Origin of the sequence: Pseudomonas sp. AM8 (assembly GCF_036346475.1) — a bacterium.
In the GTDB taxonomy this organism is placed as follows: Bacteria; Pseudomonadota; Gammaproteobacteria; order Pseudomonadales; family Pseudomonadaceae; genus Aquipseudomonas; species Aquipseudomonas marginalis.
Window position 1 is genome coordinate 237,400 of sequence record NZ_JAOTNX010000010.1, and the last position, 13,536, is coordinate 250,935.

Below are 13,536 nucleotides of genomic sequence, written 5' to 3' on the forward strand. Positions count from 1 at the left end.
TACCGGTCTACGCCTGTGGACAATATTCGTCAAGTAACGCAATTTCAGGGATTTAGCACCTGTGGATAAAGCTATCCCCCGGTGGACATCATTGGTTTTCCACAGACGATAACTGTGCCAGTCGCTTTTAGTAAGGTTAGGTCCATTGAAACGGGGCGGCTTTGCCGCCTCGTTTAAATGGACCCGCGCGGAGGAGCTACATGCGGGGCTGTGGGTAACTTCACAGCGAGTTTGGGGAGATGGTGCGGCGGGCTACTCGGTCCTCTTGGCACTGCGAAGGCGCGTGACGTTCTCGCCCGTCTGCTTGGCAAACTCATGCGGCGTCACATGGTCCTCGCGATTTGCCTCCAGAAACCGGCTCCACCAGGTCATGATCATCCGGCGTTCTTCGAGGAACTCGGCCTTGTGGGTATAGGCGGCGCGCACGTTGTTGCGTTCCTTGTGGCTCATCTGTCGCTCGATAGCCGTCTCCGACCACAGCCCGGACTCGACCAGCGCACTGCACGCCATGGCTCGGAACCCGTGGCCGCAGATATCCACCTTGGTGTCGTAGCCCATCGTCCTGAGCGCTGCATTCACCGTGTTCTCGGACATCGGTTTCCACGGTTTGGCATCCCCCGCGAACACCAGCTCGAACTTGCCGGTTATCGCGTGGATCTGCTCAAGCAAGGCCACTGCCTGCGGTGATAAGGGTACAACGTGAATGTCCCCGGCCATCTTCGTACCCCTTGTGGAAAAGGGCACGCCGTCGAGCGCTGGGCGAGTGTCGGGGATTTCCCAGATGCCGCGCTTGAGGTCGAACTCGTTCCAGCGGGCGAAGCGTAGTTCACTGGAGCGTACGAACACGTGCAGCGATAGCATCACGGTAAGGCGTGTGAGTGGACGACCTTTGTAGCCGTCGATACAGGCCTGTAGCTCTGGCAGCCTTGATAAGGGTAGTGCGGGTCGGTGAGTCACCCGTGGAGTTTTGATCGAGCCATCGAGATCGTGAGCCGGGTTCGCCGTGATCAGTCGCAGCCGTTTGGCTTCGCGCATGATGCTTTGCAGGTAATTCTTGATCCTGAGCGCCACGTCGATGGTGCCGCGCTTCGTCACGGCTTCCAGTGGCTGCATGAGGTCGTGGGTGTCGAGGTCGACGATTGCCCTGGCGCCGAGAATGGGGAAGACGTGAGTCTTCAACCGGCTGAGCACAGTCTTGGCGTGGCCGGGCGCCCACTTGGGCACCATGCCGGCGTGCCAGTCGAGCGCAACGCTTTCGAAGGTCCGCCCGTTGATCACGGCCTGCGTCTTGGCTTGTTGCTTGGACTGGATCGGATCTATGCCGTTGGCAAGCTGCTGCTTGATCTCGAAGCGCTTGCGGCGTGCGTCGCCCAGCCCGACCACTGGATAGCTGCCGAGAGCGGTCAGGCCTTCGCGGCCATCGGGTTTCACGTACCTGAGCCGCCAGCCTTTGCGGCCGTTGGGTTGCACAAGCAGGTAAAGACCGTCGCCGTCGAAGAGCTTGTACTCGCGCTCTCTGGGCTTTGCCGTGCGACAGGTGGTGTCTGTGAGCGGGGCAGTGGTGCGGGCCATAAGGGTAGTCTCCGATATCGAAACGGACCTCTATCCTTAAAACTACCCTTATTAGCGCTGGCTACCCTCGGAATCCGATGGAACGCCAAAACGAAAAAACCCGCCAGAAGGCGGGTTTTTCGGGGGTTCCAGAGATTTTGAAAGCCTTCTCTGGAACCTTGTATGGTGCCGGCACCAGGAGTCGAACCCGGGACCTACTGATTACAAGTCAGTTGCTCTACCAACTGAGCTATACCGGCGTGTTAGGGCGACGATTATAGCGATTGGCAACGTTCTGTAAACCCCTGAATTCTGACTATTTTTGCAGAACCCGAGCTTTTTTCACGAACGCCCCTTTTTCCGGCAAGCACGGGTAGGATTCTTCTCTCGTCGCCGGGCGGCCTGGCCGGTGCGATCTTGAGTTCATCCCTGCCTAAGGAAGCCCCACGTGAAACGGATTCTCTCCCTGTGCCTCATCCTCCTCACCGCCGCTCTCAGCGCGTGCTCCATTACCAAGCCCGGCAACGACCCCGCGCTGGTCGGTACCTGGAAAGGCCTGCGTTCGGAAACCGGCAACTGTCAGTTCCTGTCGTGGACCAACCACCTCAAGGCCGATGGCCGTTTCACCATTACCTTCTTTCGCGATGCGCAGCAGACGCAGGTGATTCGGACCGAGCAGGGGTCGTGGTCGGCGGCCGACGGTAAGAACGAGTTGCGCACCGATGGGGTGCGTTCGCCGGATGTGTACACCTATAAGCTGGTGGACCCGGACACCGTGCATTACGTGAGTGTGGCAGCGGACCCCACCAGCGATTGCCAGGGTGATTATGAATTCACCGAGCGGCGGGTTCATCAATAAGCCTGAGCAGTTGTCCGCTGGCTGACGATGGTCAACGCGTTCGCGCTCGTGCTGGGTATCCTCTTGGTTCAATGGGTGGGTTCATTGAAGGTCGAGGAAGTGTCCAGCGGCGTGGGTTTTGCTTAGTTGTGCACAGACGTCGCGGGCGACCGCCGGGTGGGTTTTGCCTTGAATCCAGGCGCGGTTTGCGTATTCTGTCGCGCGATATGAATAGTAGGTTTAATCGCAAAATCGTGTAGGCAAATTTTCGAGACAGATTTGAGGCAACGGATTATTTGTTTATGGGTATGTCAGATTTGTGCCGTTTTTGACCATCAGGCCAACAAAAATCACGATAAATCGGTGCAAGTTCATGTTCTTACAACGAATGCATTTTTATCGCTGGATTCGTCATAAAAATGGCGCCACGCCGTTCGTCGGATAATATCGAGCTAAAAGCATCAAAATACTGACACCATCAATGTGATATCACAGAATGCCTCGGCCAACACATAACTATAAAAATACAAGGTCAGCTCTTCGCTGACCTTTTTATCGCCTTTAAAGCGCAAACCAGGTGGGGAGGGGCAGTGAGTGAGTCGAGCAGATGACATTTCAAAACTATTCAACAAGCTGGGTGCCAACCCGAATGGCTACCGCGAAATCGACTTTATCCATGAGTTTATCGAGGACGAAGTAGAGGTCCTGGAAAGCCCGGAGGTTGTTGCTCCCCCGCCTGCAGTGGCAGCTCTCTTGGATGAAGCCCCATCGGCCCCGTTGTTGCGTTTGCTCGAAGAGCTGAACCATGGCGATGCCGACCACCTGCCACTCTGCGAAGTAATATCGGGCCCGCAAGGCGAGGTGTATTCGGAGCAGTCCACGCCGAAAGTGGTGGTGGTGGTTTCGGTTAAAGGGGGTGTCGGCCGTAGCACCTTGTCTGCTGCGATTGCCAGTGGCTTGCAGCGCCAGGGGCACCCGGCGCTTGCCCTCGACCTGGACCCGCAAAACGCCCTGCGTCACCACCTGTGCCTGGGCCTCGACTTCCCTGGCATCGGCGCTACCAGCTTGCTTAACGAAAGCTGGGAAGCCCTGCCTGAACGCGGCTTTGGCGGTTGCCGCCTGGTGGCGTTCGGTGGCACTGACCACGAGCAGCAGCAGAGCTTGAATCGCTGGTTGGGTCAGGATCCCGAGTGGCTTGGCAAGCGTTTGGCCAGCCTTAAGCTGAACGGCCAGGACACGGTCATCATCGACGTACCGGCGGGCAACACCGTGTACCTCCGCCAAGCCATGTCGGTTGCCGACGCGGTGCTGGTGGTGGTGCAGTCGGATGTGGCGTCGTTCAGCACCCTGGAGCAGATGGACAGCGTGCTGGCGCCATACCTGCAACGCGCAAAACCGCCACAACGCTTTTATGTGATCAACCAGTTGGACGCCGCCCACCGCTTCAGCCTGGACATGGCCGAGGTGTTCAAGACGCGCCTCGGCAGTGCCCTGCTGGGCACGGTACACCGCGACCTGGCGTTCAGCGAAGCCCAGGCCTACGGGCGTGATCCCCTCGACCCTACCGTCAACAGTATCGGCTGCCAGGACGTCCACGCCCTGTGCCGCGCCTTGCTCGAACGCATCGACTCGGACCTTCCATGACCGACAATACGTCCTCCACGCCCTTCGTCGAAGGGCGCGCTGAACAGCGCCTGAATGGCGCCATCGCGCGCTTCAATCGCTGGCCTGCAGCGCTACGTACGGTGCTGGTATTTGCCAGTTGCGTGCTCGGTGCCCTGCTGTTTTTTGGCGTTATCAGTGCGCCGCTGGACCTCTACAGCCAATGCCTGTTTGCCGTTGTGTGCTTCATGGCGGTGCTGGTGCTGCGCAAGATCCCGGGGCGCCTGGCAATCCTCGCGCTGGTGGTGTTGTCGCTGGTGGCCTCGCTGCGCTACATGTTCTGGCGACTCACCTCCACCCTGGGCTTTGAAACCTGGCTCGACATGTTCTTCGGCTACGGCCTGGTCGCCGCCGAGTTCTACGCCCTGATCGTGCTGATCTTCGGCTACGTACAAACCGCCTGGCCGCTGCGTCGCACCCCGGTGTGGCTCAAGACCGAGCCGGAAGAATGGCCGACGGTAGATGTGTTCATCCCCACCTATAACGAAGCGCTGAGCATCGTAAAACTGACCATCTTCGCCGCCCAGGCGATGGACTGGCCCAAGGACAAGCTGCGTGTGCACGTGCTCGATGACGGCCGCCGTGATGACTTTCGCGAGTTCTGCCGCAAGGTCGGGGTCAACTACATCCGTCGCGACAACAACTTCCACGCCAAGGCCGGTAATCTCAACGAAGCGTTGAAGGTCACCGACGGCGAATACGTCGCGCTGTTCGACGCCGACCACGTGCCGACGCGCTCCTTCCTGCAAGTCAGCCTTGGCTGGTTCCTCAAGGATCCGAAGCTGGCGATGCTGCAAACGCCGCACTTCTTCTTCTCGCCGGACCCGTTCGAAAAGAACCTCGACACCTTCCGCGCCGTGCCCAACGAGGGCGAGTTGTTCTACGGCCTGGTGCAGGACGGCAACGACCTGTGGAACGCCACCTTCTTCTGCGGCTCGTGTGCGGTGATTCGCCGTGAGCCGCTGCTGGCAATCGGCGGGGTGGCCGTCGAGACCGTGACCGAAGACGCCCATACCGCGCTCAAGCTCAATCGCCTGGGCTACAACACGGCGTACCTGGCGATCCCGCAAGCCGCGGGCCTGGCCACGGAGAGCCTGTCGCGCCACATCAACCAGCGGATTCGCTGGGCGCGGGGCATGGCGCAGATCTTCCGCACCGACAACCCGTTGCTGGGCAAGGGCCTCAAGTGGGGCCAGCGCATCTGCTACGCCAACGCTATGTTGCACTTCTTTTATGGTTTGCCGCGTTTGGTATTCCTCACCGCACCGCTGGCCTATTTGGTCTTTGGCGCGGAGATTTTCCATGCCTCGGCGCTGATGATCGTCGCTTATGTACTGCCGCACCTGGTGCATTCAAGCCTGACCAACTCACGCATCCAGGGCCGCTTCCGGCACTCGTTCTGGAACGAGGTATACGAGACCGTACTGGCCTGGTACATCCTGCCGCCGGTGCTGGTGGCGCTGGTCAACCCCAAGGCCGGTGGCTTCAACGTCACCGACAAGGGCGGCATCATCGACAAGCAGTTCTTCGACTGGAAGCTGGCGCGCCCTTACCTGGTGCTGTTGGCCGTGAACCTGGTCGGCCTGGGCTTTGGTATCCATCAGTTGATCTGGGGCGATGCGTCCACGGCCGTGACGGTGGCGATCAACCTGACCTGGACCCTCTACAACCTGATCATCACCAGCGCCGCCGTCGCCGTGGCCTCGGAGGCGCGCCAGGTGCGTTCCGAGCCGCGCGTCAGCGCCAAGCTACCGGTGAGCATTATCTGTGCCGACGGCCGTGTGCTGGATGGCACTACCCAGGATTTCTCGCAGAACGGCTTCGGCCTGATGCTCACCGATGGTCACTCGATCACCCAGGGCGAGCGCGTGCAACTGGTGCTCTCGCGCAACGGCCAGGACAGCCTGTTCGATGCACGCGTGGTGTTCAGCAAAGGGGCGCAGATCGGCGCTCAGTTCGAACCCCTCAGCCTGCGCCAGCAAAGCGAATTGGTACGCCTGACCTTCTCCCGCGCCGACACCTGGGCCGCGAGCTGGGGCGCCGGCCAACCGGATACGCCGCTGGCGGCCCTGCGCGAAGTCAGCTCCATCGGCATCGGCGGCCTGTTCACCCTCGGCCGCGCCACCCTACACGAACTGCGTCTGGCCTTGAGCCGCACCCCCAAAAAACCGCTTGATACGCTGATGGACAAGCCATGACCTCGAAGATTTTCGCTCGCCCTCATCCGCGCCGTGCACTCGCGCTGATGATCGCCTCGCTGATGGGTTTCAATACCCTGGCGCAAGCTGCCGAGCAAGCGGTGACCACCGTGCCCGTGCAAAGCACCGACAACGGCTACAGCCTGACCCTCAAGCAATTGGGGCGTCGCGACACCATGAACCTGCAAGGGGTGGAGTCTTCCGACAGCGTCAACTTCGACATTCGTGCCGACGAAGTGGTCAAGGGCGCGCAACTGTTGCTCAAGTACAGCTACTCGCCGGCGTTGCTGGCGGACCTGTCGCAGATCAACGTGCTGGTCAACGGCGAAGTAGCCGCCAGCCTGGCGTTGCCCAAAGAGGGGGCCGGTACTCAGCAAGAACAACTGGTGCAGATCCCGCCGAAGTTGATCACCGAATTCAACCGCTTGAGCCTGCAGTTCATCGGTCACTACACCATGTCCTGCGAAGACCCGTTGCACAGCAGCCTGTGGGCCAAGATCAGCAACAGCAGTGAGCTGAAAGTGCAGGTCGAGCCGATCGTCCTCAAGGACGACCTGGCCGTGCTGCCGCTGCCATTCTTCGATAAGCGTGACGCGCGCCGGGTGAGCCTGCCGTTCGTGTTCGCCACCGCGCCGGACAGTGCCGCCCTGGAAGCGGCCGGTGCGTTGTCGTCTTGGATCGGCGGCCTCGCCAGCTACCGTGGCGCGACCTTCCCGACCACCCTCGGCGAGCTGCCGGCCAAGGGCAATGCCATCGTGCTGGTGCAAACCGCCGAAGCCATGGATGTGCACGGTGTCGCCATCGCCAAGCCGACCGGCCCGACGTTGACCCTGATCGCCAACCCCACCGACGCCAATGGCAAGCTGCTGATCGTCACCGGCCGTGACGCGCAAGAGCTCAAGCGCGCCGCCACCGCCGTGGTGCTGGGTAGCCCGGTATTGGCCGGCAACAGCGTGGTCATCACCAAGCTCGAAGCCCTCGCGCCGCGCCGTCCCTATGACGCCCCGAACTGGCTGCCGAGCAACCGCCCGGTGCGCCTCGGTGAGTTGGTCGAGCAGCAGAAACTCAGTGTGTCGGGCTACAATCCCGGCGCCATCAGCGTCGACATGCGCCTGCCGCCTGACCTGTTCAACTGGCGCGAAGAAGGCGTGCCGCTGCACCTCAAATACCGTTACACCCCCCAGCAGGTGTCGACCAATTCCGCGCTGCTGATCGGTCTGAATGACCAGTTCATGAAGTCCGTGGCGCTGCCGTCGGTGACCAACCTGGGCGGCGGTCAAACCCTGCTCGACCAGTTGAAGAAAGACGAAAGCCTGCCCCGTGAAGTGACGACCCTGTTGCCGATCAGCTCGGCATCGCCCAAGTCCAAGCTGCAGTTGCGCTTTATGTACGACTACATCAAGGAAGGCGAATGCCGCGACATTATCGTCGACAACATGCGCGGTTCCGTCGACCCGGACTCGACCCTCGATGTCACCGGTTACCAGCACTACATCGCCATGCCTAACCTGGGTGTGTTCAACGACTCCGGTTTCCCGTTCACGCGCCTGGCCGACCTGTCGGAATCCGCCGTGGTCATGCCGGACAACTTCGGCACCGATGAAATCACCGCTTACCTGACCGTGCTCGGCCGCTTCGGCGAAGCCACCGGTTACCCGGCGACTGCCGTGAAAGTGGTACAGGCCAAAGATGTGCAAAGCGTCGCCGACAAGGACCTGCTGGTGCTCGCCACCGCCGCCAACCAACCGCTGCTCAAGCAGTGGCAGCAGTACCTGCCGGCGACCAGCGATGGCGCGCAGCATCAGTTCCTGTTGTCGGACCTGCCGCGTTATGTGCGCAGCTGGGTCAGCCCCGATCCGGCGGCCAATATCCACAAGGCCAATACCGGGATCACCTTCAACAGCTTGAGCAGCAGCACCTGGCTGGCCGGTTTCCAATCGCCGCTCAAGTCCGGGCGCAGCGTGGTCCTGATCGCCAGCAACCAGCCGCAAGGCCTGCTGGAAGCTACCTCCGCCCTGATCGGCGGCGACGACTACAAAGATTCGATCCAGGGCAGCCTGGCGGTGGTGCAAGGCACGCAGATCAGCTCGCTGGTGGCGGACGAGCAGTACTACGTCGGCAAGCTCAACTACTTCAAGTTCATGCAGTGGCAACTGTCCCAGCACCTGGGGTGGATGCTGTTGATCACCTTCCTCAGTCTGGCGGTGGTCACGTCGCTGATCTACCTGTCGCTGCGTGCCCGTGCAAAACGGCGGTTGGCATGAGCCCGCTGCGTAGCATGGCCCTGATAGCGCTGGGCTCGCTGATGTGTGCTGGTGTGGCGCAGGCGCAGAGCTGCGACTGGCCGTTGTGGCAGAACTATGCCAAGCGCTTCGTGCAGGACGACGGCCGCGTGCTCAACTCCTCCATGAAGCCTACCGAGAGCAGCTCCGAAGGGCAGTCCTACGCGATGTTCTTCGCCCTGGTCGGCAACGACCGTGGCAGCTTCGACAAGCTGTGGACCTGGACCAAGGCCAACATGTCGGGGGCCGATATCGGCCAGAACCTGCCAGGTTGGTTGTGGGGCAAAAAGCCTGACAACACCTGGGGCGTGATCGACCCCAATTCTGCCAGCGACGCGGATTTGTGGATGGCCTACGCCCTGCTTGAAGCGGCCCGCGTGTGGAATGCACCGCAATACCGCGCCGATGCGCAATTGGTGCTGGCCAATGTGGAACGCAACCTGATCGTGCGTGTGCCGGGCCTGGGCAAGATGCTGTTGCCGGGGCCGGTGGGTTACGCCCATGCCGGTGGTCTGTGGCGGTTCAACCCGAGCTACCAGGTGCTGGCGCAGCTACGTCGCTTCCATAAAGAGCGGCCGAATGCCGGCTGGAACGAAGTGGCCGAAAGCAACGCGCGGATGCTCGCCGACACCGCCAGCAACCCCCATGGCCTGGCGGCCAACTGGGTCGGTTACCGCGCGACCAGTGCCAACACCGGGCTGTTTGTGGTCGACCCGTTCTCCGATGACCTGGGCAGCTACGACGCGATCCGCACCTACATGTGGGCCGGCATGACCGCCAAGGCCGATCCACTCGCGGCGGGCATGCTCAAGTCCCTGGGGGGCATGTCCCGGGCGACGGCTGCGGCGGCCACCGGCTTCCCGCCGGAGAAAATCCACGTCACCACCGGCGAAGTCGAGAAGAACAACGGCTATTCGCCGATCGGCTTCTCGGCGTCGACCATTGCCTTCTTCCAGGCCCGTGGCGAAACCGCCCTGGCACAACTGCAAAAGGCCAAGGTCGACGACGCGCTCAACAAAGCCCTGGCTCCCTCGGCGCCGTACAGCGCGCAGCCGATCTACTACGACTACATGCTCAGCCTGTTCAGCCAAGGCTTTTCCGATCAGAAGTACCGTTTTGAACAAGACGGTACGGTCAAACTTTCCTGGGAGGCAGCATGCGCCGTCACACGCTAGCCATTGCGATTCTCGCCGCCCTGGCCTCGACCGCCAGCTTCGCTGAAACCAGCGACCCGCAGTCCCTGCTGATCGAGCAGGGCTACTACTGGCAGGCGAAGAAAAACCCCGAGCGGGCCCTGGAGACCTGGCAGAAACTGCTTAACCTGAGCCCCGAGCAGCCGGACGCGCTTTATGGCATCGGCCTGATCCAGATGCAGCAGAACCACCCGGCCGAGGCGCAAAAGTACCTGGCCCGACTGCAAGCGCTGAGCCCGGTGCCGCGCCAGGCGTTGCAGCTGGAGCAGGACATCACCGTCAACATGCCGGAAAATGCCAAGCTGCTGGAGCAGGCGCGTGAATTGGGTGAGCCCGAAGACGAGCGCGAAAAGGCCGTGGCCTTGTACCGTCAGATTTTCCAGGGCCGCCAGCCCCAGGGCCTGATCGCCCGTGAGTACTACAACACCCTGGGTTTTACCGCCAAGGGCACCAATGAGGCCATTGCCGGCCTGCAGCGCCTGACCCGTGAGCGGCCCAACGATCCGATCGTTGCGCTGTTCCTGGCCAAGCACCTGGCACGCAACCCGGCAACCCGGCCGGACGGTATCCGTGCGTTGGCCAAGCTGGCCTCGAACAACGACGTGGGCGGCAACGCCGATGAAACCTGGCGCTTTGCGCTGGTCTGGCTCGGCCCACCGAAGCCGGACCAGGTGTCGCTGTTCCAGCAATTTCTCACCGTGCACCCGGATGACACCGAGATCCGCGCGCTCATGGACAAGGGCATCGCCCAAGGCAAGGGCGGCGGTGCCTGGCAGCGTGATCCGCAGATGACCAAGGCATTCAAGGCCCTGGACGACGGCGACTTGAAAACCGCCGAGCCACTGCTCACGGCGCGCCTTGCGCAAAAATCCAATGACGTCGATGCCCTTGGTGGCATGGGCGTGTTGCGTCAACAGCAAGAGCGTTTCAGCGATGCGGAAAACTACCTGGTGCAGGCCACGCGCTTGCCCGGTGGCGCCGCATGGCAGTCGGCCCTGAACGACGTGCGTTACTGGAACCTGATCAGCCAGAGCCGTGATGCCCAGCGCGCCGGCCGCGGTGCCCAGGCCCGTGACCTGGTGGCCCAGGCCGAGCGCCTGAACCCGGGCCAACCGGGTGCGGCAATCGCCTTGGCCGGTTTCCAGGCCCAGGACAACCAGTTCGACGTTGCCGAAGCCGGCTACCGCAAGGTGTTGGCCCGTCACCCTGGCGACCCGGATGCGCTCAGCGGTTTGATCAACGTATTGTCCCAATCCGGCCAGCCGGATGAAGCCCTGAAGCTGATCGACTCGGTGTCTCCGGCCCAGCGCGCCAAGTTTGCGCCGAGCGTGAAAATCAACGCACTGCGCGCTACCCAGGTCGGCAAACTGGCCGAGCAGCGCGGTGACCTGAAGGCTGCGCAAGCCGCCTACCGCCAGGCCCTCGACGCCGACCCGGAAAACCCCTGGACCCGCTTTGCCCTGGCGCGCATGTACCTGCGCGACGGTCAGATCCGCAATGCGCGTGCCCTGATCGACGGCCTGCTCAAGACCCAGCCCAACCAACCGGATGCGCTGTACACCAGTACCCTGTTGTCGGCTGAACTGAGCGAGTGGAAACAAGCCGAGGCCACCCTCGGGCGCATCCCCACCGCCCAGCGCACGGCGGACATGAACGAGCTGGCGATCGATATCGCCCTGCATCAGCAAACGGACATCGCCATCGAAACAGCGCGCCGTGGCCAGCGTCCGGAAGCCCTGGCGCTGCTTGGTCGTTCCGAGTCGCTGACCCGGCAAAAACCTGAGCGCGTGGCGGTGCTGGCTGCTGCTTATGTTGAAGTGGGCGCCCCGCAGTTCGGCCTGGACATGATGCAGAGAGTGGTGGAGAACAACCCCAACCCCACCGTCGACCAGAAACTGCTGTACGCCAACGTACTGCTCAAGGCCAACAAGTACAGCGAGGCGGGCGAGATCCTGCGCGAAGTGCAAGGCCAGCCGTTGACCGAGATCGGTCGCCAGCGCTATGACGATTTGATCTACCTGTACCGGGTCAAGCAGGCCGACGCCCTGCGCGAGAAGAACGACCTGGTGGCGGCCTACGACATGCTTTCCCCGGCCCTGGCCCAGCGCCCGAACGACGCATTGGGTGTCGGTGCCCTGGCGCGCATGTACGCGGCCAGCGGCAACGGCAAGAAGGCCATGGAGCTGTACACGCCGTTGATCCAGCAGAACCCGAACAATGCGCGCCTGCAATTGGGTCTGGCGGACATCGCCCTGAAAGGCAACGACCGCAGCCTGGCGCAATCGGCCAGCGACAAGGCCCTGGCGCTCGAACCGGGCAACCCGGAGATCCTCACTTCGGCGGCACGCATCTATCAGGGCCTGGGCAAGAACAGCGAAGCCGCTGAACTGCTGCGCAAGGCCCTGGCGATTGAAACCGCGATGAAGGCCAGGACCCAGGTGGCCCAGGCCGAACCTCAGGGCAAATCGTATAACCCCTTCGTGGGCTTGCCGGGCCAGCGCCGCCAGGTCACCGACCTGACTGTCGCCGGCGCCGTGCCGCCGCCGATCGATGCACCGACCAAGACCGTCACGTCCAGCGCGTTTGCCAGCGCGACGTCCAACGACCTGAGCGACCCGTTTGTGCCGCCGTCGACCATCGCCTCCATCGACAGCCCCGAGCTGAGCCCGGCACGGCGTGCGCTGGATACCATCCTGCGTGACCGTACCGGGTATGTGGTGCAGGGCTTGAGCGTGCGCAGCAATAACGGCGAGAAAGGCTTGAGCAAGATCACCGATGTGGAAGCGCCGTTCGAAGCGCGCATGCCGGTGGGCGATAACACCATAGCGTTGCGCGTCACGCCGGTGCACTTAAGTGCGGGCAGCGTGGGCAGCGACGCGTTGTCGCGTTTCGGCAAAGGCACCACCACCCCGGCGGGCTCCCAGAGCGACACCGGTGTTGGCTTGGCCGTCGCGTTCGAGAATCCGGATGAAGGCCTCAAGGCCGACGTCGGGGTCAGCCCGTTGGGCTTCCTCTACAACACCCTGGTGGGTGGCGTGAGTGTCTCGCGTCCGTTCGAGGCCAATTCGAACTTCCGCTATGGCGCCAATATTTCCCGGCGTCCAGTCACCGACAGTGTCACCTCCTTCGCGGGTTCCGAAGACGGCGATGGCAACAAATGGGGCGGCGTCACCGCCAACGGCGGCCGTGGTGAGCTGAGCTATGACAACCAGAAGCTGGGCGTCTACGGCTACGCGTCGCTGCATGAATTGCTGGGCAATAACGTCGAAGACAACACCCGCCTGGAATTGGGCAGCGGCATCTACTGGTACCTGCGCAACAACCAGCGGGACACGTTGACCCTAGGCATCAGCGGCTCGGCGATGACCTTCAAGGAAAACCAGGACTTCTACACCTACGGCAACGGTGGTTACTTCAGTCCGCAGCGCTTCTTCTCCCTGGGCGTGCCGATTCGTTGGGCACAAAGCTTTGATCGCTTCAGTTACCAGGTAAAAAGTTCGGTAGGCCTGCAGCATATCGCGCAAGATGGGGCGGATTTCTTTCCGGGCGAAAGCACGCTGCAAGCGTCCAGGAATAATCCCAAGTACGAGAGCACCAGCAAAACCGGCGTCGGCTACAGCTTCAACGCGGCTGCCGAATACCGTCTCAGCTCGCGGTTCTACCTGGGGGGTGAAATCGGACTCGATAACGCCCAGGATTACCGCCAGTACGCGGGTAATGCTTATCTGCGCTACTTGTTCGAAGACCTGAGCGGACCTATGCCTTTGCCGGTCAGCCCGTACCGTTCCCCTTATTCCAACTGATTAAATCGG

At 61.8% G+C, this 13,536-nt stretch carries 7 protein-coding genes and 1 tRNA gene; 6 read left to right on the forward strand and 2 right to left on the reverse strand.

All coding sequences use genetic code 11. From position 1 onward, the window contains the following. Positions 1–252 precede the first annotated feature (252 nt). Positions 253–1,572 (reverse strand): tyrosine-type recombinase/integrase, encoded by a 1,320-nt coding sequence (locus V3W40_RS23395; protein ID WP_330215720.1) that lies wholly within the window; start codon positions 1,570–1,572, stop codon positions 253–255. Between the two features lie 163 nt (positions 1,573–1,735). Then, positions 1,736–1,811, reverse strand: a tRNA-Thr gene (locus V3W40_RS23400). A 188-nt stretch (positions 1,812–1,999) separates the two neighbouring features. Between V3W40_RS23400 and V3W40_RS23405 the strand changes: the two genes are divergently transcribed. The 6 genes from V3W40_RS23405 to V3W40_RS23430 all read left to right on the forward strand — a co-directional run bounded on the left by V3W40_RS23405 (position 2,000) and on the right by V3W40_RS23430 (position 13,527). Continuing rightward, positions 2,000–2,410 (forward strand): hypothetical protein, encoded by a 411-nt coding sequence (locus tag V3W40_RS23405; protein ID WP_065925775.1) that lies wholly within the window; start codon positions 2,000–2,002, stop codon positions 2,408–2,410. A 573-nt stretch (positions 2,411–2,983) separates the two neighbouring features. Next, complete coding sequence (bcsQ, locus tag V3W40_RS23410) at positions 2,984–4,033, forward strand: cellulose biosynthesis protein BcsQ (protein WP_442962865.1); 1,050 nt, start codon at positions 2,984–2,986, stop codon at positions 4,031–4,033. Then, positions 4,030–6,249 carry a UDP-forming cellulose synthase catalytic subunit gene (gene bcsA, locus V3W40_RS23415; RefSeq protein ID WP_065925774.1) on the forward strand — a complete coding sequence of 740 codons (2,220 nt, stop codon included), beginning with the start codon at positions 4,030–4,032 and terminating at the stop codon, positions 6,247–6,249. The genes bcsQ and bcsA overlap by 4 nt, the downstream gene beginning before the upstream one ends. Further along, a complete protein-coding gene (bcsB, locus tag V3W40_RS23420; protein WP_027605102.1) occupies positions 6,246–8,513 on the forward strand; it encodes a cellulose biosynthesis cyclic di-GMP-binding regulatory protein BcsB in 2,268 nt (755 codons plus the stop codon). Before bcsA ends, bcsB begins: the two co-directional genes overlap by 4 nt. Beyond that, complete coding sequence (bcsZ, locus tag V3W40_RS23425; RefSeq protein WP_330215721.1) at positions 8,510–9,706, forward strand: cellulose synthase complex periplasmic endoglucanase BcsZ; 1,197 nt, start codon at positions 8,510–8,512, stop codon at positions 9,704–9,706. Before bcsB ends, bcsZ begins: the two co-directional genes overlap by 4 nt. After that, positions 9,688–13,527, forward strand: coding sequence for a cellulose biosynthesis protein BcsC (locus tag V3W40_RS23430; RefSeq protein WP_330215722.1), 3,840 nt, complete (start codon positions 9,688–9,690; stop codon positions 13,525–13,527). The genes bcsZ and V3W40_RS23430 overlap by 19 nt, the downstream gene beginning before the upstream one ends. Positions 13,528–13,536: the final 9 nt, after the last annotated feature.